Consider the following 24,564-nt stretch of genomic DNA (forward strand, 5'->3'; position numbering starts at 1 on the left):
ACGGCAATGAAAATTATCATTTTGGGTGCAGGACAAGTTGGCGGTACATTGGCCGAAAACTTAGTCGGTGAAAATAACGATATCACCATCGTAGACACCGATAAAAAGCGCTTACGTACCTTACAAGATAAGTACGATTTACGCGTGATTGTTGGCCATGGTGCTCACCCAGATGTATTAAAAGAAGCTGGAGCCGAAGACGCCGACATGCTGATTGCGGTCACCAACAGTGATGAGTGTAATATGGCAGCGTGCCAAATTGCTTATTCACTGTTTGGTACTCCAACCAAAATTGCGCGGATCCGTTCAGAGCAGTATTTAAACCTTCGCGATAAATTGTTTATCGATAGCGAAACTAAGCACTCAGAAAATCGCCCACGAGGCGGTTTTATTATTGATGAGCTCATTGCCCCAGAACAACTGGTCACGGCTTATATTGGCCGTTTAGTTGAATATCCTGGCGCACTGCAGGTACTTGAGTTTGCTGAAGGTAAATTAAGCCTTGTTGCCGTTCGTGCCTATTATGGTGGCCCACTTGTCGGTAATGCTTTAGCTGCGCTACGAGAGCACATGCCTAATATTGATACCCGGGTTGCCGCTATTTTTAGGCAAGGTCGACCCATCATGCCGCGTGGCACCACGATTATTGAAGCTGATGACGAAGTCTTCTTTGTGGCCGATAGTCGCCATATCCGTGCAGTTATGAGTGAAATGCAAAAGCTCGATAACTCTTATCGCAATATTATGATTGCCGGCGGCGGTAATATTGGCCTTGGGTTAGCGAAACAACTGCAACGTAACCACTCGGTGAAACTGATTGAACATAAGCAAGAACGCGCTGAAGAGCTATCAGAAAAGTTAGAAAATACCACGGTATTTTGTGGCGATGCCTCAGATCAAGAATTGCTACTTGAAGAGCACATAGACCAAACTGACGTATTCATTGCGGTCACTAACGATGATGAAGCCAATATTATGGCCGCATTGCTCGCTAAGCGCATGGGGGCTAAAAAAGTCATGGTGCTGATTCAGCGAGAAGCTTATGTTGATATTGTGCAAGAGGCCAATATTGATATCGCCATCTCCCCGCAGCAAGCCACTATCTCTGCATTATTAACCCATATCCGCCAAGGTGATATTTGTAATGTTTACTCACTGCGACGTGGGGCTGCAGAAGCCATTGAAGCCATTGCCCATGGCGATAAAAATACGTCCAAAGTTGTCGGTAAGAAAATCAGCGATATAAAGCTACCACCAGGTACGACTATTGGCGCAATTGTCAGAGATGATGAAGTGTTAATGGCACACGACAAAACAGTTATTGAGCAAGGTGACCATGTCATCCTATTCTTAGTAAACAAGAAGTTTATTGGTGAAGTAGAAAAGCTATTCCAACCTAGCGCCTTCTTCTTTTAAAGCTGTTCAGGGAACTTAATTCAACACTATGCTGAACTTTAGGCCTCTGCTGTTTATATTGGGGATTTTTCTATCAACGCTAACCGCGTTTATGTTAATCCCCGGTGCGTTTGCACTTTATTACGGTGAAGAAACCGTCGGTGCATTTATGATCTCATCTCTGGTTGCAGGTACTGCGGCCAGCTTTTGCATGCGCCAAGGTCAATCCCAAACACTGCACCTCAACATCAGAGATATGTTTCTACTCACCAGCCTGACCTGGTTTATTGTCAGCTTATTTGCCGCGCTACCTTTTACCCTATATCACGGCATAAATTACACCGATGCCTTTTTTGAAACCATGTCAGGGATCACCACAACCGGCTCAACAGTGCTTTCGGGGCTCGATAGCATGGATCATAGCATCCTGATTTGGCGTTCCTTATTGCAATGGCTTGGTGGTATCGGCTTTATCGTCATGGCCGTCGCGGTACTGCCATTTCTCAACGTCGGCGGTATGCGGCTATTTAGAACAGAATCCTCCGATTGGGGCGACAAAGCGACTCCTCGCACCCAACATATGGCAATGAGCCTGTTTATTGTTTACACCCTACTCACTTTTCTGTGTTTTCTGGCTTATCACAACAGCGGTATGAGTTGGTTTGAGGCCATCAACCACGCCATGACAACCCTTTCAACTGGCGGCTATTCCACATCTGACAATTCAATGGCGGCGTTCTCTAATCAAGCACACTGGGTCGGCATTACCTTTATGCTTGCTGGTGGTCTACCTTTGCTAATGTTTGTCTATATGGTGCAGCAGAAGTCGCTAAAGGTATGGAATGATGCGCAGGTAAAAGGCTTTTTAAAGTTTATATTTTTAGTATCTTCATTACTGGCGCTTTGGTTATGGAGCAGCCGAGAAATCGATCCTATTGATGCCCTTCGTCTAGCCAGTTTTAACGTTGTCTCCGTAGTGACCACTACAGGGTATGGCTTAACGGATTACTCCGCTTGGGGCGCCGTGGCCAATATTGTATTTCTGTTCTTAATGTTTGTTGGCAGTTGTTCGGGCTCGACATCCGGTGGGATTAAGATTTTCCGTTTCCAAATTGCTGGCGTTATTATGCGTGAGCAGCTCAAACAACAATTCCATCCGAATGGGGTGTTTAAAGAGCGCTATAACAACCGCATAATCAGAGATGATATTGTGCGCTCGCTGGTCACCTTTATGCTGCTCTTTACCATGGTCATTGTGGGTTTATCTATCGTATTAGTGCTAACGGGATTAGATCCAGTCACCAGTTTTACCGGTGCGATTACTGCCGTCACAAACGTTGGGCCAGGACTTGGAGCGACAATTGGCCCCGCAGGTAATTTCTCTACGCTGCCCGATACCGCCAAATGGGCACTTTCAATCGGGATGCTACTCGGGCGGTTGGAGATCTTAACCGTTGCAGTGCTGTTCCACCCCAGCTTTTGGAAGTACTAAAACTCTGAGTCTATTAAACTCAGAGACTAAAAAGCCGCATCAAATGCGGCTTTCATTTCACTCAAGCGATTAACCTTAAACTCGATTATTTGGCTAACTTAATGAGATGGTCGGCGTAAACATTAACGTCTTCCCAATCGGTGTAATCAATGACCGATGTTGGATCGGTTGGACCGTTAGTCATCTTCATAATAAATTGGATCATCCAACGATCATACCAGCGCCATGATGGGTAATCGACTTTACCCGCAATCACTTTAACGTCTAGTGGCTTCCAAGGTGAAAGCTCAATAAATTTTTGTAGGTACTTATTGTTTTCTGGAATACGTTTTTCAGGATTACGCGCAACCACGTTAACACTGAAAAAACTGGCCGATTTTGCCGTGAACTGCGCCTGATGCTCAGTGACAAATTCAAACACCGACTTATGATATGAGCCATAAAGCACACACGCGCCAAGGGCAACAACGTCATACTTTGACCAGTCCAGCCCTTCAGCCTTAGCTTCATTAATGTGCATCATATCGCACTGATGCCCTTCACTAACGATACGGTCGGCAATCGCGCGGCTAATCCTAGCGGTATGACCGCCACGAGAGTAGTACAGGACCAATACTGATTTATTCATTATTCAAACTCGGAAGATTCCATATTGAATTCATTGTTACAGTAAATTAGCGATTTAACAGGATAATAGATCACAAATTAGGTATAGCTCATATTATCAGCATCAAAAATTGAGATCCCTGTGTTGCAGAGGTATATTGTTTTATAATCACAACTCAATTAGAATTAACTAATTAAAGGCGATAAAAGAGAGTAACCGTATGCAAAAAGAAATTGATGTAAGTGCAATGGTGACTAATGCCGAAAGCGCTGCAAAATGGCTAAAAGCAATTGCCAACCCATACCGGTTAATGATTTTGTGCTTACTGCTAGACAAAGAGTTAAGCGTAACCGAGTTAAATGCAACGGTGCCACTGAGCCAATCAGCATTATCACAGCACTTAGCTGTATTACGCTCTGAAGACTTGGTCGCTACACGCAAGAGTTCTCAAGTGGTTTTTTACACCTTAAAGAACAAAGAAGTGACCGAAGTTATCTCAATTTTGTATCGTAAATATTGTGCTTAAGCTTATTTTAGACATAAAAAAGCCTGCGAGTGAGCAGGCATTTTTATGTCTTATAGAATTGAAACCACTGTAAAAATTAGCGCTCGGCAAAAGCACGGGCAAACTCGTCTACTTTATTCCAATCAGTAAATTCGAACGTACCACTGGTATCCGTCGGCCCTTTGGTCATCCACATAATAAAACGGATCATGGTCTTATCGAAGAGTCGATATTTAGGGTAGTCAATTTTACCAGCAAACACGGCTAGTTGCTGCGGTTGCCACAATGAAAGCGCTAAAAACTTTTTCACGTAAGGATTAGTTTCAGGGGTATTTTTCTCAGGTTTTCTCGCCACCACATTAACCGTAAAAAAGGCATTTTTCTTCGCATCTAATACCGCATGGTGGCGATTTATAAATTGGTACAACTCTGGTCGATGTTTGCCATACCGAATACTCGCGGCAACTAATATTTTGTCAAATTGAGCCAAACCTAAGCTTTCCGCTTCATCTAATGATGCCAGCGTTACCGTCGCGCCAAGTTCTTGATTTATTTTCCTAACCTGCTCACAAATTGCTTTGGTTTGACCATCAACGGTCGAATAGATAACTAGTGTATTACTCATTAACGTCCTGCTATTTTCTGATTCAAATTATGGCAAAGGGCCACGACTGATTAATATAAAACTCAATGATTAAAGCTAGCTTAGTCGCGAACGTCGTGCTGTACTTTTTTTAGTTTTTCCAAAATGTCGGTGTAAACAAGATCAATAACGTAAAGACCTCTAAGCGACCAAATAACATGGCAAACAGCAGTACCCATTTTGCGCCATCACCAATGCTGGCATAGTTACTGGCAACCTCACCTAAGCCTGGACCCAAGTTATTTAAGCATGCCGCTGTCGCACTAAATGCGGTAATGGCATCCATTTCCATCGCCATTAAAATGAGCATGCACACCACAAAGACTAAGGCGTAGGCAGAGAAAAAACCCCACACTGCATCGATGACCCGATCGGGTAATGCTTTACCACCAATTCGAATGGAAAACATGCCACGTGGATGTACCAATCGCTTAAGCTCACGAGACCCCTGCAGCAGCAATAAAATCATTCTCATCACCTTAATACCGCCTGCCGTTGATCCGCCACTGCCACCAATGAAACTCGAAAAAATCAACAGAATCGGTAAAAATAGCGGCCAAGTATGAAAACTTTCAGTCCCAAAACCTGCCGTAGTAGACACTGATACCGCTTGAAAAAGTGCGTAATCAAGTGTTTCCTCAGCTGAGTCATAAATGCCAGAATGATACAGAGTCAAGAAACAGACTGTTGTTAATGCCAACTGAATGGCAATCAACGCTTTAAATTCAGCATCTTTGAAATAGACTTTGAGGTTGATCCCTCGACGTGAAAAAGCAGCAAAATGCAGGCTAAAATTTAGGGCGGCGATTAACAGAAAAACGACACAGACCATATTTATCGCGGGACTATCAAAATAGCCTATGCTGGCGTCATGGGTTGAGAAACCGCCTATCGCAATGGTTGAAAACGAGTGACATATTGCATCAAATACATCCATACCTGCAGCCCAATAGGCCACTGCACATGCTACCGTTAATGCAAAATAAATATACCAAAGCGCCTTGGCTGTTTCAGCAATTCTCGGTGTCATCTTACTGTCTTTAACAGGCCCTGGTGTTTCGGCACGATATAACTGCATCCCCCCCACACCCAGTACAGGCAAAATGGCTACGGCGAGTACAATAATCCCCATTCCACCAAGCCACTGCAGTAAGTGTCGATAGAAAAGGATGGCTTTTGGGAGGGCGTCTAACCCGACGATAACGGTAGCCCCCGTTGTGGTTAACGCTGAGAAGGATTCGAAAAAACTATCGGTAAGGCTAAGGGAGGGTTGACCTGAGAAAATAAACGGCACCGCACCAATAGAGCCCAGTACCACCCAGAAGAGCACCACTAACAGAAACCCCTCTCGGGTACGCAGATCTTTACGATGATGGCGGTTAGGATACCAAAATGTAAACCCGAGTATGAGACACAAAACAAATGCCTGAATAAACGCCATGCCGCCACCATCTTTATAGATAACAGCAACAAGGGCTGGCGGAAGTAAAGACAAGGAAAACAATCCCATTAATAGGCCTGTTATTCTTATTATTGTTCTATATTGCATTCGATTCCATTACTAGCACATTTTTGCTCAAACGCATTTTCGCATACTTAGTGGTTTTGTTCACAACCGATTCACTTCCAGTAACAGTCATCCTATTCAGTTGACTTAAATACCGCAATCAACTGCCCTTGACTCATGGTTGCCAATTCTTGGTTCAAGTCCTTTTTAAAGCACTTGGGGATCGCAAATTGAATACTGATGGTGTCACTAAAGACTTTATCTTCAATAACGACATCAAGCTGTGAAAAAAGATGTTCAACATCTTTCAACTGATGGTATCCACACACCAGTTGACCTGGGTAACGGATCTGTTTTAGCTGAGTCTCTAGTAAAGGTAGCCCTTTTTTAAGCCCCAAGCTATACGCGCGCACAAGTCCACCGACACCGAGTTTAGTACCGCCAAAATAACGGATAACAACAGCACCGATCTCACCAATATTGGCACCTTGTAGCGAAGCCAGCATAGGACGCCCCGCACTCCCTGACGGCTCACCGTCATCGCTAGAACCAATATTGATGCTGTCAGACGGTGCTCCTGCCACAAACGCATAACAATAATGGTTTGCCCCTGGATACTTAATTTTTAATTGAGAGAGTTCACGTTTAAACTCTACAGCTGAACCGCAATGAAATACGCAGGAGATAAATCGGCTATGTTTTATCTCTTCCTCAATCAATAATTCGGCAGCAGGGATAAGATAACTCTCACTCAAAATAAACGACTCATTGAAGTTCTTAGGATTAATATTGGACTAGGACAACGCATAACGTTACCGATTAAGCCCAAAGTTTCGTGTCATATTTTCAGTACGGTCGCTATGTACGATCACGTTATCTTCAATACGTATCCCGCCAAAAGGACGCAATATATCAACCGTGTCCCAGTTTATCTGTTGCTGACGCTTATCTTGCTTCAACTCATTCAACAAAGAGTCGATAATATAAACACCGGGCTCAATCGTTAACACTTGGTTTTCAGCTAAAGTGCGAGTACAACGCAAAAATGGGTGCGCATCAGGGGAAGCAATATGGGTGCCTTTCTCATCGGCGAGGAATCCCCCCATATCATGAACCTGTAAACCAAGCATATGCCCTAGCCCATGAGGGAAAAATACACTGGTGATCCCTTGCTCAACCAAACCATTTATATCACCTGAAACGATATCAAAATCAATCAGTATTTGCGCGAGTTTATAATGCGTCGCAACGTGTAAATCGGCGTAATTAACCCCGGGTTTCATCATGGTAATGATCTGCTGCTGCATGGTGTCTATCGCGGTGATCAGATCATCGAAAATATTTTTTTCAAATGCGTAAGTTCGAGTGATATCTGACGCATAACCATGAAAATTAGCCCCTGCATCAATCAAAAATGAGTGCCTATGTGCCGGTGTTGTTTGTTCAAGTGCGGTGTAATGCAATATCGCCGCATTTTCATTTAATGCCACAATACTACCGTATGGCACTTGGTTTTCACCTTGCGCGATAGCGCTGAGGTAGACTTGCAGGATTTCAAATTCGCTGCCGCCATTGTAAAAAGCCGTCTTTGCAGCTTGATGCCCGGTGACTGCGATGTCGTTAGCCTTTCTCATACAAGCTAACTCATAGGCCGTTTTATTGGCTCTATGGTAGTTAAGATAACTTAAGACTGAATCTGGATTGCGTCTTGTAAACCCAAGTACATCAGCAACATCTAAATGCTCACCAATATAGGCCCAATCATTGATATCTTTTGGCAACAACTCTGCGACTTTATCGGCTTTGGTAAGGTATTTAATATCGACATGCTCAGCCCAAAAGTCCGTTGGTTTATCTGCAACCTTATGCCAGAAATCAACAGGACGATAAAAAATGAGAGTAGGCTTATCTCGACCATTAACCACTAACCAAGAGTTGGGATTATCCGTCACCGGTAACCAAGCTTTAAAATGAGGATTAACCTTAAACGGATAGTCCATGTCATCTAAAAACTGTCGATGTAGTTGGCCAGAGTGGATCACTAGACCTGACAAGTTTTCACGTGAAGTGATATCAGCCACGCGGCGATTTAACTCGCTAATATGGTCACGATAAAGATGCGCTAACTGTTCCATGAGGGTTACCTTATTGTTATATAGTCTGGTATCGACGTTGGCTCAGTCTATCACAAGGTCGGTAAAACTCTAGATTTGTCGCAGTAGGACTGCCCCTAAAAAAGCATGTTTACAGAGATGTATAAAGGCATAGGTAAAGGGATAATATTCATCCGGCATTAAAAGGCGTAGTGAAGGCTAAACTTAGCAAACTCCTCACTTTTAATGCATATAAGCGTCAAACATCCAGATTTACAGGCAGCACGCCCATCATTTGACTTTAATCCGCAAATCACTCAATCGATATTGGCAGTTCAGCGTATTGACTGGCATATTCCAAATCATAGCGGTATAGCACTCTTACCTGAGCTGCGTTTTCAATGAAGTCTATTGCCTATAAACAGGTCATTCTGCGCTTGGATTTAGCACTATCGCCCTGAGCATTAAATACATATTCAGCAATCCCCTCTAAATCTTATTTTTTGGCTTAACTATCAGCGGATGCCTCCACCAAAAACCACGTAAAGTTGTTGCGCTGATAACAAAAAAGTCGCGCTTTAATCACAGCAGCTCTAACCAGAGTGATTTACAAATGAGAAAGCGTACACCCTGGTTTATTTAATATAAAAATTTAGCACTTCAAACATTTAATGCCTATTTTAACACTATAGTTTTAGGTTAAAACAAGAGGCACACACAAAACAATCACATTAAACCACTGATATAAAACCATTAATGGTAACGCACAAGCAAAAACAAAACGGTCGTTTAAATTGGGTGTTGTAATTTAATGTGATTAGTCGCACACTGAGCAACAACTGGTCAAATGATGGCCGAAGCTGCTGTGAAGAAGAGAGTTATATTTACTCACAAAAGTAAGAGTGGATATTTAACTTAAGCTATAAGGAAGCAAGCAATGATCTACCAAAGCCCTACAATTGAGGTTGAGTTACTTGAGGACAATATCGCTCATTTGTGTTTTAACGCACAAGGTTCGGTCAATAAGTTCGATAGAGAAACCATCGACTCTTTAAATGCTGCGCTCGACAGCATTAAGCAAAATAACAATATCAAAGGTTTAATGCTAACGTCAGCAAAATCTGCATTTATTGTTGGTGCTGACATTACTGAATTCTTGGGGCTTTTTGCTGAAGAAGATTCAGTACTACTGTCTTGGTTGGAAGAAGCTAATGTTGTTTTCAACAAATTGGAAGATCTGCCTTTCCCGACGATTTCAGCCATTAATGGATTTGCACTCGGCGCTGGATGTGAAACCATTCTAGCCACCGATTTCCGTGTTGCAGACACCACCGCTCGCATTGGTCTACCAGAAACTAAGCTAGGCATCATTCCAGGTTTTGGCGGCACTGTTCGCTTACCTCGCGTAGTCGGCGCAGACAATGCCCTTGAGTGGATCACGTCAGGCAAAGATCAACGACCAGACGCCGCATTAAAAATGGGTGCTATCGATGCGCTTGTCGCACCAGAAAAGCTGCAAAGTGCAGCACTTAGAATGTTGAAAGATGCCATCGCAGAAAAGCTCGATTGGCAGACGCGCCGAGCTAGAAAGCTAGCGCCACTAACACTGCCAAAACTTGAAGCGATGATGTCATTTGCAACCGCTAAAGGCATGGTCTTTAAAGTTGCAGGAAAACACTACCCAGCACCAATGGCTGTCGTCAGTGTTATCGAGCAAGCGGCACAATGCGATCGCGCTGCGGCACTAAAAATTGAACATCAAGCCTTCGTGAAACTGGCTAAAACCGAAGTAGCTCAAGCACTGATTGGTATTTTCCTAAACGACCAGTTGGTTAAAGGTAAAGCCAAGAAAGCAGGCAAACTTGCTAAGAAAGTTAATTCAGCCGCAGTATTAGGGGCTGGGATCATGGGCGGGGGTATTGCTTACCAGAGTGCAAGTAAAGGCACCCCAATTGTGATGAAAGATATTGCGCAACCTGCGCTAGATTTAGGCCTTAACGAAGCATCTAAACTGCTAACCGCACAAGTTAAACGTGGTCGTTCTACCCCTGCTAAAATGGCAGTGGTACTCAATAACATCACCCCAACGCTGGATTACGCTCCCGTTAAAGCGGTTGATATTATTGTTGAAGCCGTTGTTGAGCATCCAAAAGTTAAATCGATGGTGCTAGCAGAAGTTGAGCAGCATGTTAGTGAAGATACGATCATCACTTCAAATACCTCGACTATCTCAATCAACCTACTTGCTAAGAGCCTTAAAAAGCCTGAGCGCTTCTGTGGGATGCACTTCTTTAACCCAGTGCACAAAATGCCTTTAGTAGAAATTATTCGCGGCGAAAACAGCTCTGAAGAAACGATTGCTTCCGTTGTTGCTTACGCCAGCAAGATGGGTAAAACCCCTATCGTTGTTAACGACTGCCCTGGTTTCTTCGTTAACCGTGTATTGTTTCCATATTTTGCAGGCTTCAGTGGCCTACTCGCTGATGGCGCAGACTTTGCGGCTATCGATAAAGTGATGGAGAAGCAGTTTGGCTGGCCTATGGGTCCTGCATACTTACTTGATGTTGTTGGCCTTGATACGGGTCACCATGCTCAAGCCGTTATGGCGGAAGGTTTCCCAGAGCGTATGGGTAAAACAGGTAAAGATGCCATTGACGTTATGTTTGAAGCCCAGCGTTTTGGTCAGAAGAACAACAAAGGCTTCTACCAATATTCAGTTGACCGTCGCGGTAAGCCAAAGAAAGATTTAGACCCAACGAGCTATGCGTTACTGCAAGCTGAGTTTGGTGAGAAGAAAGCATTTGAGTCAGATGAGATCATCGCTCGTACAATGATCCCAATGATTATCGAGACAGTACGCTGTCTTGAAGAAGGTATTATCGCTTCGCCTGCTGAAGCGGATATGGGCTTAGTTTATGGCCTTGGTTTCCCACCATTTAGAGGCGGTGTATTCCGTTACCTAGATACTATGGGTGTCGCTAACTTTGTCGCTCTCGCTGACAAATATGCTCACCTAGGTGGCCTATATCAAGTAACCGACACTATGCGTGAACTCGCCGCCAACAATGGCAGCTACTACCAGCAGGCTTAAGCAGCAAGGATTAGAACAATGAAAAATGCCGTAATCGTAGATTGCATTCGTACTCCAATGGGCCGCTCAAAGGCTGGTGTATTTAGAAATGTACGTGCAGAAACTCTTTCTGCTGAACTCATGAAGTCACTGCTTGAGCGTAACCCTCAGCTTGACCCGAACACCATTGAAGATGTGCTATGGGGTTGTGTACAACAAACTCTTGAGCAAGGCTTCAACATCGCACGTAACGCTGCGCTACTTGCAGGTATTCCTAAGCAAGTCGGTGCTGTTACTATTAACCGCCTGTGTGGTTCATCAATGGATGCACTTCACCAAGCTGCCCGTGCAATTATGACAGGCCAAGGCGATACGTTTATCGTCGGTGGTGTTGAGCACATGGGCCACGTACCAATGAGCCATGGAGTGGACTTCCACCCAGGTCTTGCTAATAACGTCGCTAAAGCGTCGGGTATGATGGGCCTTACCGCTGAGATGCTCGGTAAAATGCATGGCATTACCCGTGAACAGCAAGATGCATTTGCAGTACGCTCACATCAACGTGCACAAGCTGCAACGGTTGAAGGTCGCTTCGCCAATGAAATCGTTGCCATTGAAGGCCACGACGCAGACGGCGCACTGATTAAAGTTGAGCATGATGAAGTGATCCGCCCTGAAACATCAATGGAATCACTCTCTGGACTACGCCCCGCTTTTGATCCTGTCAACGGCACAGTTACCGCAGGTACTTCATCTGCATTGTCTGATGGCGCATCTGCCATGTTGGTGATGGAAGAAGAAAAAGCCAAAGCACTCGGTTTGCCTATTCGAGCGCGTATTCGTTCGATGGCGATTGCCGGTTGTGATGCCGCTATTATGGGTTATGGCCCAGTACCTGCAACTAAGAAAGCTCTGGCTCGCGCTGGGTTGACGGTTGACGACTTAGACGTTATTGAGCTCAACGAAGCCTTTGCTGCACAGTCGCTCCCTTGCGTTAAAGAGCTAGGTTTGATGGATGTTGTCGACGAGAAGATTAACCTTAACGGCGGCGCTATTGCATTGGGTCACCCGCTAGGTTGTTCAGGCACGCGTATCTCGACGACCCTTATCAATCTAATGGAAGCAAAAGATGCAAAATATGGTCTTGCAACTATGTGTATTGGTTTAGGCCAAGGTATCGCAACCATATTTGAACGTCCGTAAGCTTTCTTCGCGGATCAAAAAAGCCAGCATTCGCTGGCTTTTTTATTGTTTCAATTATCAGCCTTAATTCAGGTTAGATCTTATTTTGATAAAGCTCAATTCGGCTACTGACCTTCTTAAGATAATGCTTAGTCTCATCATAAGGTAGATTATGTAACAAGTGCTGATAAACCTCATCTGGCGCCATCTTATTAATCACTTTAGCAGCCCTTCTGATATTTCTAGCACCATCAGCATTAAAAGCTTTCGCCACATTACCCGCGCCAGTGTTGTACGCTGCGATCATGCAATACAGTCGACTCTCGTCATTTTCAATAGACTTAAGATAACGTTTATCCAAAATATTAAGATAAGCAGCGCCTGTTTCAACATTGATGCCGGGAACATAGAGATCCCCCGAAGACATAGGTTCGCTAATTTTCCTAACGATCTGATTTACATCATAACCTGCTGTTGTAGGGACAATCTGCATTAGCCCATAAGCGGGTATCGGTGATGTGGCTTTAGGGTCGAAACTCGATTCTGAGTGAATAACCGCCATGATCAGCGCTGAAGAAATATGCCATTTTTCACCCTCAGTTTGAGCAAAATCAACCACAGCACTGGCTCGTGAGCTAAGGCCATTCTTAGGCAATTTAACCTTGTACTCAACGATCTTCTTTTCAGTCAATGTCGCCGTCTTTTGCGCTCTTTGCTTATCGTAATCATCTGCCACTGCGACGAGCCTCTCCTTGGCCACAATAATTAGCTTTTTCTTTTTCTGAATAGAAACTTGCTCAATCATATCAATAGATAAATTGTCAGCTTTAGTCAGCTGCGCCTTATCAGACTCTTTATCTATCTCTCTTAATTGCGCTTTTGTTTGCTCAATAATGACCTGTTTAGCTTCTTTTTCATTCTCTGCTGAGAATGCCACTGGCGTGATATTAACCGCGGCTATCGCTTTTGGCTCTACTGACATAATCACTTTCGACGCATTAGACGTTGGCACAGCGACAAGCAGCTCAATCTGCTTTTGTAACTCCGCTTTAGCATCTTCATCAGAGGTATTACTATCAACAAGTATCGAAATCGATACCTCATTTTTGTCATAATCAATGATTGATTTTACGGTTTGATCCGCTGAATACTCAACATTTTTGTGGCGTTCGGATACATCACCAACACCCCATTTCTTGATGATTTCGGCTCGATATTCATCAAACTCTTTTAAGTACTCGACTCGCCAATTTTCATATTCGGCCATATACGCAAAAACAAAATCTTGATATTCCTTATCCTTTTGCTCTTGAGTAAAATTCGATTTATCGATTTCAGCATCTATCTCTGCAAAGCGATCAGCCGCAAAAACTGACGGCACGCTCAACATTAAGCAGGCCATCAAACCTGTTAAACGAGTTTTCATTGTTGAATCCTTTCGTCACTACCTGAAAAGTAAAATACTTAACCTTAAGCAAGAAGGAAGCGAATCGCTTCCTTCTTTCCCTGCTAAATACTAAAGTTTTTGTAACGTTGAAAGCACTGCATCTAACTCTTCAGCCGCTTTCTTATTATTAAACTTGTTCCATAATTCAGGATCTTTCTTACTTGCTGCAGTCACAACTTTTGCGATGTTTTCATCATAAGTTGCTTTATCCATACCCACTAACGTATAAAGTCCGCCACCTGGGCTGCGCTGAGTAACAATCACTCGGCTATTAGACAAGGTTCGGCTAGTGACGTTTTTAGTGACAGATTCAAAGTATTCATTTACCTCTTCAGACACGCTTTCAGTCGTAGACACTATGTTTGCTGTCGTCGCTTGCTTAAACAGTGTATTTACATTGGACTCGAACTGCTGAGCAAGTCTTGCACGTGCATCGTTAGTGGCAACATCACGCATTATGCTTAAACCCGCTACGCTCTTCTTAGCATAACCGACAGCTCCCATCTCTATGCCTTCAGGCATTACATCGCACACCCAACGAGGTGCACTTACCGTTGGTGCATCAGGATAAAAACAGTCTATTTGTTGAACATTTTGAACTGTATCGTTACTTGAACAACCACCCAACAATCCGAGTACAGCAGTTGTAATTAATAATTTTTTCATTCTATTCCCTTAAAAACTAAATGTTTTTGACATTGATTCTGATGTTTTATGGCACAAGCTAGAAAGAAAACCCATTTCATTACAGTCATCTTCAAACTTTACTTTCACGGTATCGCCACGCTTTACTTTACCCGCCATGTCCTTATCGATCATAACCCATGCATAATCTGGTTTAATGCCATGTTCGGCATTATTAATAACCTCACCTTCACCGTATCCGCTGGTCTCAATTTCAATTTCACCAGCATAGTTAGTCACTTTCTCATGGGTAATAAAATCAACTTCCCACTCAGGTTCTACACCGCTGCGACTTCCCATATCGATACGCACCATAGTGCCAGCATCACATTGACGCATTTCAACAACACTGGCACGTGGCGCCAATAAGTTCTTAAGATCATCGTTACGTGTCACCGCATATTTAGCCGCTTCGGCAATCATGCTATTAATTTGCTCTTGAGAGATAGGACAACGTGAGTTATTGGTATCAAAAGAGTAGGTGCTGTCGCCTGCAAATTGAATTTGGTCCAGCGTTATCATGTCAGGTAATGATACAGCGCGTGTACTAGCTTCGATTTTAGCCTCAAAGTTACACGCTGCTGCAACCATCACGCGCTTATCTTTTATCGGATCGTAAGACTCATGAGCAGCACTAAATTCTCGAGAAAAATTTGCGACACCAATATCCGTAAAAATAGCAAAATCAGCAATAGGCACGCCTTCTGAGCTGTATCGACCGCTAGCTTCTGCAATCTGTAACTCTGACTTCAATTTTGTAGCTAAGCTTCGATCAACAATTGTTGACCCCGTCATATCGACTTGTTTGCTTAGTGACTGATGAAAAGAGGCTGTAATACTCTTAGCGGTGCGGGTGTCAACTTTAAGATCAGGTTCAAAAATGATGACCTTAGTGTTTGCAGTTCCCTTAACCACATGACTGCTGACAGGTAGCTCTACTCGTGTTGAAGCAGAACAAACATTAGGACCCGTTGACTTACACCCTGTAATAGCAGTTAACACGGCAACGGCAACAAAAGCTTTTTTTAACATATCAATATCCATATTTATTTATAAAAATCTTACTAAAGCCCTAAAGCTTTCCAAAAGTTCTGCTCTTTTAATTTGGCAGAGAAATGGCGTGAGGCACCTTCATTGGCGCGCTCAAAACTGGTCACTGAATTGGCGTTGGCGATGATTTCGTTACTCGCAACAACTAAATTATGACTATCTTTAAGTACAAGATTCACTTGCACTGTAGAGATGTACATATCGGAGATATGACTCTTACGCCAATCAGTATCAAGAATAAGCTGGTGGCTAAAATGACTTTTAGCACTGTCAACGACCTGAATTTTATACTTAGTTAAATAAGCCGTTATCGACTTTTTCATCCACCGATCTTGTGGATTTGCAGCTATCACGACCTTAATGCCGGAGTGCACTTCAGCCACTTTAGCTTTCAATTTAGGAATGAGATTGTTAGGTGTTTTTTCTGTTGATGACAGAGCCGATAGCATTGATAACCTGCTGGCCATGTTGCTCTCAAGGTCACTCACATCGACATTTCTTAACCACCAAACTAATGGGTCAGTTTGCGCTAAGGTGTCCAATTCAAATTGAGCTAGTCCGTTGTAGTTTTTAACGTCCGCCATTAGCTGAGCTTTAACATTATCCTTAGCCACTTTAGCTTCAACGTAAAACGTATCACCCGCTTGCTGAGCTTTAGAAAAGGTCACGCCGTTTAGGATAACGGCCGATGTTTTGGTGTTAACACTAAAATCATTAAGTTGCTGATAATGCTCTTTACCATTGATATCATTGGCTATATTGCGACTCTGCCCACTCGATTCAACTTCAGTCCACAATTGTTGATTCAGCGCACTCATTGCCTTCTGCTTGGCTTTATCAAGAGATGTGCCTTGACCAACAGCAACTAACTCCGCAGCATTTGTCACGATAGGCTCTAAGTACCAATCAGGCGTCTTACTTGTCGACTGACAAGCAACAACCAGTGTTAGCCCCAGGAAAATAGCGCTAAGTTTTAGATTCATGTTTCGTCCTTGATATTAATCTATTTTTAAAAGTGTTTTATATTCAAAATGCGTTAATAGCCCTTCAATCATCACTTTAGGGGCGAGCTCCGTAACGGCAAAATAATTAGGCTTTAAATTTCTGCTGGCCTCTAAAGCACTGCTGACATCTTCAATGCCACGGTCCAAATCTGCATTCAATTTTTTTACAGCTGAACTGTCGTCATGGCTAAAGTTGCCATAATTCACCGAGCCAATGATTAAGTTATAAAACATCACTTTCTTGCCTAAATCATGTGATTCAGCGTAATACTCAATGTTATTTGCGTCAGAAAAGTAGCTATCTGTTTGAGTAAAATAGCTGTCTAACGGACTCGATAGTAACGCCTGCTCAGTGTAGGGAACGGAGACTTGGAAATCTGCTTTTAAACCAACAACAGCATAGCCAGATAAACGTTGATCTTTGATGGCCAGTGTTAGTTGGTATTTTTTATTACCGTAATAAAAATAAACGATACCGGTATCAGACTTAGATTTTTTGGATACGTGAGGATTGCCGAAAACACTGGTTATGTAAGCCTGAGTTTGGCCAACGTGTAGAGTCGATATTTGCTTATATTCAATATCGTTAGTCCAGTTTGCGACAAATGATTCATAAACTGCACTAAGTGCATCTTTAGTGTCATTCCACTGGCCCAGAGACAACATAATAGCAACAACTGTCAGGGCGACACTTTGTAGCTTGCTCCAGAAACTAACCTTGATTGGTTGTTCACAACTGTCCATGTAGGTGTAATCTTCCTTGAAATAACAATGATGGCTGAACACACTAGCCAATTACAATAAACATAAGATATCACAACAACTTAGAGTAAGTTAAGTAAAAGGCATGTAAAAGTTATAACTTATAATAAAACAGGTGATAGCTCCCAAAATTGAGTTTTATTCATCCTTCGATCGGGTATATTGACCTGTTTTCGATATAAAAAACCATACTCTCGATCTGTTTTACTCGATACTATATAAGTAATTGTTAAATTAAAGTAGCGTTAATCACTAAAGGGGTTCAGCGTAGATGCAGCTGTATTTACTCGCAGAAAAGCCACAAGCAATACACCAGATAGCGACATGGTATAGCAATGAGTGGGGATATATTGGTGAAGGTCGTAGCGTTGGTGAGCTTGAACTAAAACTTAAAGAGTATCTTAATCACGATAAGCTACCGCTTATCATGGTGGCATTTGATAAAGGTACATTCTTCGGGGCGGCGCAACTGCGTTGTCATGAAATGGACATCTATCCACAGCGTGAACATTGGCTTGGCGGCGTTTACGTTGCACCATCATCTCGCGGTATAGGTGTAGGTAAAGCGCTCGTTGAAGCCATTATAGAGAAAGCTAAAGCGTTAGGCGTAACAAGTATTAACCTACAAACAGAAGATATCTCTGGTGGCCTTTATCGCAGCTTAGGTTGGCAAACAGTAGAACAAGTGACTTATCACGGTATTGATGTATTAGTTATGGAAAAATCACTTTAAAGTTAACTACAGTCCACACTAGGTTATAAAATGACGCCAGCCATAGACTTGCTCGTTAAGCACAATATTACACATCAAGTTCATGAGTATAAACATGACCCTGCTTGCCAAGCATATGGGTTAGAAGCAGCTGAAAAAATCGGAGTCGAAATAGGTTTGGTCTTTAAAACCTTAGTGGTAAAGCTAGACGGCAAGCAACTTGCTGTGGCAATTATCCCAGTCGCGGATAAGCTCAGCTTAAAAGCTATCGCCAAGGCATGCAAAGCTAAAAAAGCTGTTATGGCTGAGGCTATCGAAGTTCAGCGTAGCTCTGGCTATGTATTAGGCGGCGTTAGCCCTTTAGCCCAAAAACGGCAGCTACTCACCATCATTGATAATAGCTGTGCACAATTGGTTCAAATGTACGTTAGTGGCGGACGTCGCGGGTTAGATATCGAGATAGCACCGACCGACTTACAGCAATTACTCAATGCCGATATCACCTCAATAACGGCCTAAAATAGGATTTTAATCCTTAAAGATGTTCCACGTGGAACCTAGCGTTTTCAGCAAATAAATCCAAGTTCACAAAATCTGGCGACAAGCTTGGATATACCCATCCGCTGGAGTAATATTAGCCTCTTCTGTTTAATCGTTCTGCTGAGGTAATATGAGCGACCAATTTAATACTGCACAACACCAACTCGATGCTTTAGGGCTAAGATGCCCTGAACCCGTGATGATGGTGCGTAAGTCAGTTAGACGCATGAACAATGGTGAAACTTTATTGATCATTGCTGATGATCCAGCGACGACTCGTGACATCCCTAGCTTTTGTGAATTCATGGACCACACTCTTATTGCTAGTCAAACAGAAGCAACCCCTTATCAATATTTGATAAAGAAAGGCTTATAGCCTTAATTACCTGAAACGGACATAAGGACTTTTCCGATGGCAAAGCTAATTGGTATTGCATATAAAACAGAAAAACGTGGCGAGATGATAACGGTAGAACATGCAGCCGTGACTCAAGCCAAGGGTGTTGAAAATGACATATTTGGCCGTCCAGGTAAGCGTCAAGTGACCGTAATGTCTATCGAGCAGTGGCAACTGGCCTGTAATGAGGTTGATAAACGTCTTCCTTGGTTTACCCGCAGAGCCAATATTCTAGTCGAAGGCATTGCGTTTTCTGCAGAAGATAAAGGCAAGCAACTTGTCATCGGTGAACTCACCCTAGAGATAACAGGTGAAACAGATCCGTGTAAAAAAATGGAAATCGCCTATCCCGGTTTAGAAAAAGCACTGCAGCCAGATTGGCGCGGCGGAGTTACTTGCCGTGTAATAACTAACGCCTGTATTGCTATTAACGACACGGTTTCACTCAAATTAGCATAACAACTCATATTGTAGATAACCGCTTTAAGTAAAAACAAAGCGGTTGCCGTCCCCTTGAACACCCCACCAGATCATTCAACTCAACCTCTTCTACACAATAAAATCCTACTGGCCCATATTCTAATTTACTGCGCTGCACCGTTCAGCAGATCTTAACTAATTGAAACAGTATTTCTGTTTTACTGTTAACGAATTTATGCGATAACAGTTATCGCAGTAGACTCTACTTGTTACCAATACTGCCAACTCCTGAACAATTACAACAAAAAATAGGACAAGCATGTTAAAAAATAAGCTTACCCCTCTATATGCAGCAATTGCACTTAGCTTCAGTACCCCTATTGTCGCCGAAGAAGACAAAAAAACATGGCAAGTGAATGCACCGGCAAATGCACCACTTCAGCAAGTTAAGATTGAGGTTAATGAAGGCACTTGGATGAATGTCAGTGTCAGCCCTGACGGTCAACACATCGTGTTTGATCTACTCGGAGATATCTACCAGATACCTGTCGACGGTGGCGACGCAATACCATTAGCCAAGGGTATTGCTTGGCAGATGCAACCAGTCTATAGCCCAGATGGAAAGTATATTGCGTTTACCTCTGATGAAGATGGCGGCGACAACATTTGGGTTATGGAAGCCGACGGTAGTAACCCTCGCGCTGTCACCGAAGAAACATTCCGTCTGCTTAACAGCCCTGCATGGAGTCCTGACGGACAATACCTAGTTGCACGTAAACATTATACTGGTAGCCGCAGTTTAGGCGCTGGCGAAGTCTGGATGTACCACGTTGCGGGTGGTGAAGGCGTAAAATTAACTGAAAGACCGAATGAACAAAAAGACTTGGGCGAACCTGCATACTCGCCTGATGGCCGTTACATCTACTTTAGCCAAGACGCTACTCCAGGGAAGACCTTTCACTATTCTAAAGATTCAGTGAAGGGCATCTACAAAATCAAACGTTACGATACCCAAACGGGCGATATCGAAGTTATTATCCAAGGCACTGGCGGCGCAATCCGTCCAACTCCAAGTCCTGATGGTGAAAAGCTGGCTTATATCAAACGCGATGGCTTCCAGTCATCTCTGTATCTACTCGACTTGAAGTCAGGGAAAACAGAAAAACTTTATGGCGAGCTAGATCGTGATATGCAAGAAACCTGGGCTATTCATGGTGTATATCCTACGATGAGTTGGACCGCCGACAATGAAGAGATTGTATTCTGGGCTAACGGTAAAATTAATAAACTCGAAGTCGAGTCTAAGACAGTTAAGCAGATCCCTTTCAGTGTAAAGTCAGAACGCACAGTACAGCCTGCCGTTCGCTTTAAACAAGATCTTGATAAAGATGTCTTCGATGTGAAGATGTTGAGAATGGCGCAAGTCTCACCAGACGGTAAAAAGGTCGCTTTTGAAGCACTGGGTAAGATTTGGGTTAAAAGCCTACCAGATGGAAAAATGGAACGCTTAACCAAGCTAGACAGTGAACTTCGCGAACTATTCCCACAATGGTCTCGGGATGGCAAGCGTATTGTATTCACCACTTGGGATGACCAAGAACAAGGAACGGTGAGTCTAGCAACGGTGCGCAATAAGCGCGTAAAAGTGCTGACTAAAGAGCCAGGTAAGTATGTAGAACCTACCTTTTCACCCGATGGCGAAACCGTCGTTTATCGCAAAGCTAAAGGTGGCTATATCACCCCAAAAACTTGGTCGCAGGAAACAGGCCTTTACCAAGTTGATGTTGATGGCGATAAAAATACTAAGATCACAGCTTCGGGTTACCAACCTCAATTCGGCGCAGATAACCAACGCGTCTACTTTATGGAAAGTGACGAAACACCGCAGTTAGCATCAATTGGCTTAAACGGATTTGAAAAGCGAGTCCATTACACCAGTAAGCATGCAACTGAATTTAGAGTTTCACCAGACGGCAAGCAACTCGCTTTTGCCGAGCGCTTTAGGGTTTATGTTACCCCTTTTGCTAAGCATGGCGAAACGGTTGAAATTGGACCCAAGGCGAGTAATTTACCCGTCACTCAACTCAGTGTTCGCGCAGGCGAAAGCATTAGCTGGAATAACACTAACGACCAGATTTATTGGACGCTTGGCCCTGAACTTTACCAAGTTAAAGTCGATATTCAATATAAAGAAACTGCGACTGATGATACCAATAAGGTCGAGCCAAAGATTACCGATCTAGGCTTTACTAAAAAAGCTGATGTTCCACGTGGAACAATTGCTTTTGTTGGCGGCAACATTATCACTATGGAGAATGATGAAGTCATCGAAAATGGCACTGTTATCGTCAAAGATAACCATATTGTCAGTGTCGGTCCTGCATCTATAATCGATATTCCAAGTGATGCCAAGGTCATCGACATTAAAGGCAAGACACTAATGCCTGGTTTGTTTGACGCCCATGCACACGGAGCTCAAGGTGAAAGTGAAATTATCCCACAGCAGAACTGGGAACTTTACTCGAACTTATCTCTTGGTGTGACCGCGATTCATGATCCATCAAACGATACTACCGAAATTTTTGCCGCATCGGAGCAGCAAAAAGCAGGTAACATCGCTGGCCCACGTATTTTCTCAACCGGAACCATCTTGTATGGTGCCAATGCGCCTGGTTATACATCGCATATTGACTCACTAGATGATGCGAAATTCCACTTAGAACGCCTAAAGAAAGTCGGCGCCTTTAGCGTGAAGAGTTATAACCAACCGCGTCGTAACCAACGTCAACAAGTTATCGCCGCAGCCCGCGAACTTGAGATGATGGTCGTTCCTGAAGGTGGTAGTTTGCTGCAACATAACCTCACCATGATTGCAGATGGTCACACAGGTATTGAGCACTCTTTACCAGCGGCTAATATCTATAGCGATATAAAACAGTTCTGGAGTCAAACTGATGTGGGTTATACACCGACACTCGTTGTGGCTTATGGTGGCATCTCAGGTGAAAACTACTGGTACGACAAAACAGATGTTTGGGCTCACCCACGTCTTTCAATGTATGTCCCATCAGACATTTTGAATGCGCGTTCAATGCGTCGCCCTACTGCACCCGATGAACATTACAATCATTTCAATGTTGCACGTGTAGCCAATGAACTGAACGAAATCGGTGTTAAGTCAAATATTGGTGCTCATGGTCAGCGAGAAGGTTTAGCAGCCCATTGGGAAATGTGGATGTTCGCTCAAGGTGGAATGAGTAATCTTGAAGTGCTAAAAACAGCAACCATTAATCCGGCTAAGCACTTTGCAATGGATCATCAAATTGGTTCAATCAAGCAAGGTAAGTTGGCCGACTTGATTGTTATCGACGGCAATCCGCTTGAAGATATCCGTGTAACAGATCGCGTCACTTATACCATGGTTAACGGTAAGCTCTACAATGCGGAAACGATGGACCAGTTAAATGGCGGTTCAAAAAATAATGGGAAAGAGAGAAAACCATTCTTTTTTGAAAAATAAACTCTATTTTAAATTTTACAATCTGGCTAACTTAGCTCTGGATTTTTAGTTTCATGAAAATTTATTTTTGACACAAAAATCAAGATTTTAAGCCAGTAACCAAAAAGGATGTTCCACGTGGAACATCCTTTTTTCTTTAATGCCAAAAACTTCCGCTAACGGACTAATTGCTCTATGCTGCAAAACAGAGAAAGGACTTCTTTGTCAAAAATTAACGGAATATATAAATGAAAATAGTTAATGTCATAGCGCTAATATTCGCCACCATAATCGTATCGGTCATCTTTACTAACTACTTTATAAAAGAACCAACAACCACTCCAGAGTTAACGTCTATAGCCCCACTTGATTCTACAGATGTGATCAATCAAAAAATAACAGCAACTCTCGTCTCATCTAATCAACAAAGCCCAGAAGAAAACCAAAAGGTAGAAATTCAACCGATTGCAAACACAAGCATATACTCTGAGATCACTGATCATCAATCAACAGATGCCTTCTTTATTAATAGCCAAGGTACTGTAAATAGCGGAGCAATAACAAAGGTAGCGAAGAATATGAATAAATTTATTCAGCACATATCTAATCTACCTTTAGACAGTGAGCTCGCCATCAAAAGAGACAGCCAGCTCAAGCAACAGCTATTAGAACTTAAAGAGGCGAATATATTTGACCAACACCTAGCATGCGCAGGTCGAATATGTGCCATCTCGCTAATAGCAGATGAGATATCAGCAGAAAATAAAGCTCACTTAGCTAGGTTTGACTCCAACATCAGCTTTGTAAGTTTGAATACAAATGAGTCTGGTGAAGTGGAATTTAAGGCTATCTACTTACACACTGACGACCCATCGAATTTAGTAATGACACAACCTTAGTTAAAACCTATTTTTTGTAACAAAAACAATCTATTGTGTGGTCATCGAACATACCAACGGCTTGCATGAACGCATAGCAAATTGTCGGCCCGACAAAGTTAAATCCCATTTTTTTTAGCGCTTTTGACATTGCTTCTGATTCACTAGTTTGTGTAGGGAAATCTTTACTTGAAGTAAAATGATTCACTATGGGTTCACCACCAACAAAGCTCCATAAAAACTCTGAAAAATCATTACCATGCTCTACATAAGCCATGTAGCCCTTGGCGTTTTTAATAATCGAATTCACCTTTAAACGATTGCGAACAATCCCAGGGTTAAGCAACAGTTCTTCTATTTTATCGTCATCAAAAGTAGCAATAATTGCCGGGTCAAAATGGGCAAAAGCAGCTTCGTAATTCTGTTGTTTCTTCAAAATAGTTAACCACGACAGCCCTGCTTGCTGTCCATCAAGGCAGAGTTTGGCAAACAGTTCATGGCTGTCGTATACAGGTCGACCCCACACTTTATCGTGATACTCTTGATAGATAGGATCTTTTCCGACCCAACCGCAACGTGTCACTTCCATTGTCATAATCCTATATTTTTAATCTATGAGATAAAAAATAACCTATATAAGCTTAATCCTACAAGGTATAATCGACACCATTTTCTAT

22 protein-coding genes are annotated in these 24,564 nt (G+C 42.9%); 11 read left to right on the forward strand and 11 right to left on the reverse strand.

Annotated features, from left to right (window positions below; genetic code table 11):
- The first annotated feature begins 6 nt into the window (after positions 1 to 6).
- Positions 7 to 1,416 (forward strand): Trk system potassium transporter TrkA, encoded by a 1,410-nt coding sequence (gene trkA / locus CXF86_RS06740; protein ID WP_101089025.1) that lies wholly within the window; start codon positions 7 to 9, stop codon positions 1,414 to 1,416.
- A gap of 28 nt (positions 1,417 to 1,444) precedes the next feature.
- The gene (locus CXF86_RS06745; RefSeq protein ID WP_101089024.1) at positions 1,445 to 2,887 is read left to right on the forward strand and encodes a TrkH family potassium uptake protein; all 1,443 of its coding nucleotides are present in this window, start codon (positions 1,445 to 1,447) and stop codon (positions 2,885 to 2,887) included.
- 85 nt (positions 2,888 to 2,972) lie between these two features.
- Here the strand turns inward: CXF86_RS06745 and hemG (CXF86_RS06750) are convergent, their stop codons facing one another.
- Positions 2,973 to 3,515: a menaquinone-dependent protoporphyrinogen IX dehydrogenase gene (gene hemG, locus CXF86_RS06750; RefSeq protein ID WP_101089023.1), complete on the reverse strand. Its 543-nt coding sequence runs from the start codon at positions 3,513 to 3,515 to the stop codon at positions 2,973 to 2,975.
- Positions 3,516 to 3,714: 199 nt separating this feature from the next.
- On the opposite strand from hemG (CXF86_RS06750), the gene CXF86_RS06755 reads away from it, so the two are divergent.
- Complete coding sequence (locus CXF86_RS06755; protein WP_101089022.1) at positions 3,715 to 4,020, forward strand: ArsR/SmtB family transcription factor; 306 nt, start codon at positions 3,715 to 3,717, stop codon at positions 4,018 to 4,020.
- Between the two features lie 76 nt (positions 4,021 to 4,096).
- Here CXF86_RS06755 and hemG (CXF86_RS06760) read toward each other — a convergent pair whose 3' ends face one another.
- The 4 genes from hemG (CXF86_RS06760) to pepQ all read right to left on the reverse strand — a co-directional run bounded on the left by hemG (CXF86_RS06760) (position 4,097) and on the right by pepQ (position 8,284).
- Positions 4,097 to 4,624, reverse strand: a complete 528-nt coding sequence (hemG, locus tag CXF86_RS06760; RefSeq protein ID WP_101089021.1) for a menaquinone-dependent protoporphyrinogen IX dehydrogenase — start codon at positions 4,622 to 4,624, stop codon at positions 4,097 to 4,099.
- 109 nt (positions 4,625 to 4,733) lie between these two features.
- Positions 4,734 to 6,191, reverse strand: a complete 1,458-nt coding sequence (locus CXF86_RS06765; protein ID WP_101089020.1) for a TrkH family potassium uptake protein — start codon at positions 6,189 to 6,191, stop codon at positions 4,734 to 4,736.
- 92 nt (positions 6,192 to 6,283) lie between these two features.
- Positions 6,284 to 6,904 (reverse strand): YigZ family protein, encoded by a 621-nt coding sequence (locus tag CXF86_RS06770; protein ID WP_102038651.1) that lies wholly within the window; start codon positions 6,902 to 6,904, stop codon positions 6,284 to 6,286.
- A 57-nt stretch (positions 6,905 to 6,961) separates the two neighbouring features.
- Positions 6,962 to 8,284 carry a Xaa-Pro dipeptidase gene (pepQ, locus tag CXF86_RS06775; RefSeq protein WP_102038652.1) on the reverse strand — a complete coding sequence of 441 codons (1,323 nt, stop codon included), beginning with the start codon at positions 8,282 to 8,284 and terminating at the stop codon, positions 6,962 to 6,964.
- A gap of 895 nt (positions 8,285 to 9,179) precedes the next feature.
- On the opposite strand from pepQ, the gene fadB reads away from it, so the two are divergent.
- A complete protein-coding gene (fadB, locus tag CXF86_RS06780; RefSeq protein WP_102038653.1) occupies positions 9,180 to 11,333 on the forward strand; it encodes a fatty acid oxidation complex subunit alpha FadB in 2,154 nt (717 codons plus the stop codon).
- A gap of 18 nt (positions 11,334 to 11,351) precedes the next feature.
- Positions 11,352 to 12,515, forward strand: a complete 1,164-nt coding sequence (fadA, locus tag CXF86_RS06785) for an acetyl-CoA C-acyltransferase FadA (protein WP_101089016.1) — start codon at positions 11,352 to 11,354, stop codon at positions 12,513 to 12,515.
- A gap of 73 nt (positions 12,516 to 12,588) precedes the next feature.
- Here the strand turns inward: fadA and CXF86_RS06790 are convergent, their stop codons facing one another.
- The 5 genes from CXF86_RS06790 to CXF86_RS06810 form a co-directional block, all read right to left on the reverse strand.
- Positions 12,589 to 13,920: a transglycosylase SLT domain-containing protein gene (locus tag CXF86_RS06790; protein ID WP_101089015.1), complete on the reverse strand. Its 1,332-nt coding sequence runs from the start codon at positions 13,918 to 13,920 to the stop codon at positions 12,589 to 12,591.
- A 90-nt stretch (positions 13,921 to 14,010) separates the two neighbouring features.
- Positions 14,011 to 14,607, reverse strand: a complete 597-nt coding sequence (locus tag CXF86_RS06795; protein WP_101089014.1) for an LPP20 family lipoprotein — start codon at positions 14,605 to 14,607, stop codon at positions 14,011 to 14,013.
- Positions 14,608 to 14,616: 9 nt separating this feature from the next.
- Complete coding sequence (locus CXF86_RS06800; protein ID WP_101089013.1) at positions 14,617 to 15,657, reverse strand: hypothetical protein; 1,041 nt, start codon at positions 15,655 to 15,657, stop codon at positions 14,617 to 14,619.
- 32 nt (positions 15,658 to 15,689) lie between these two features.
- On the reverse strand, positions 15,690 to 16,658 hold the full coding sequence (locus CXF86_RS06805; protein WP_102038654.1) for an LPP20 family lipoprotein: 969 nt from the start codon (positions 16,656 to 16,658) through the stop codon (positions 15,690 to 15,692).
- A 15-nt stretch (positions 16,659 to 16,673) separates the two neighbouring features.
- A complete protein-coding gene (locus tag CXF86_RS06810; RefSeq protein ID WP_101089011.1) occupies positions 16,674 to 17,423 on the reverse strand; it encodes an ETEC_3214 domain-containing protein in 750 nt (249 codons plus the stop codon).
- A gap of 289 nt (positions 17,424 to 17,712) precedes the next feature.
- On the opposite strand from CXF86_RS06810, the gene CXF86_RS06815 reads away from it, so the two are divergent.
- The 6 genes from CXF86_RS06815 (at position 17,713) to CXF86_RS06840 (ending at position 23,908) form a co-directional block, all read left to right on the forward strand.
- Positions 17,713 to 18,174, forward strand: a complete 462-nt coding sequence (locus CXF86_RS06815) for a GNAT family N-acetyltransferase (RefSeq protein ID WP_101089010.1) — start codon at positions 17,713 to 17,715, stop codon at positions 18,172 to 18,174.
- A 30-nt stretch (positions 18,175 to 18,204) separates the two neighbouring features.
- Positions 18,205 to 18,672 (forward strand): Cys-tRNA(Pro) deacylase, encoded by a 468-nt coding sequence (ybaK, locus tag CXF86_RS06820; RefSeq protein ID WP_101089009.1) that lies wholly within the window; start codon positions 18,205 to 18,207, stop codon positions 18,670 to 18,672.
- A gap of 151 nt (positions 18,673 to 18,823) precedes the next feature.
- Positions 18,824 to 19,069, forward strand: coding sequence for a sulfurtransferase TusA (gene tusA / locus CXF86_RS06825; protein ID WP_101089008.1), 246 nt, complete (start codon positions 18,824 to 18,826; stop codon positions 19,067 to 19,069).
- Between the two features lie 36 nt (positions 19,070 to 19,105).
- Positions 19,106 to 19,549, forward strand: a complete 444-nt coding sequence (locus CXF86_RS06830; RefSeq protein WP_101089007.1) for an MOSC domain-containing protein — start codon at positions 19,106 to 19,108, stop codon at positions 19,547 to 19,549.
- A 280-nt stretch (positions 19,550 to 19,829) separates the two neighbouring features.
- On the forward strand, positions 19,830 to 23,030 hold the full coding sequence (locus tag CXF86_RS06835; RefSeq protein WP_101089006.1) for an amidohydrolase family protein: 3,201 nt from the start codon (positions 19,830 to 19,832) through the stop codon (positions 23,028 to 23,030).
- Positions 23,031 to 23,257: 227 nt separating this feature from the next.
- Positions 23,258 to 23,908 (forward strand): hypothetical protein, encoded by a 651-nt coding sequence (locus CXF86_RS06840; RefSeq protein WP_102038655.1) that lies wholly within the window; start codon positions 23,258 to 23,260, stop codon positions 23,906 to 23,908.
- 7 nt (positions 23,909 to 23,915) lie between these two features.
- On the opposite strand, the gene CXF86_RS06845 is transcribed toward CXF86_RS06840, so the two are convergent.
- Positions 23,916 to 24,476: a DNA-3-methyladenine glycosylase I gene (locus CXF86_RS06845; RefSeq protein WP_101089172.1), complete on the reverse strand. Its 561-nt coding sequence runs from the start codon at positions 24,474 to 24,476 to the stop codon at positions 23,916 to 23,918.
- Between the last annotated feature and the right edge of the window lie 88 nt (positions 24,477 to 24,564).

The organism is Shewanella sp. GutCb (assembly GCF_002836135.1).
GTDB lineage: Bacteria > Pseudomonadota > Gammaproteobacteria > Enterobacterales > Shewanellaceae > Shewanella.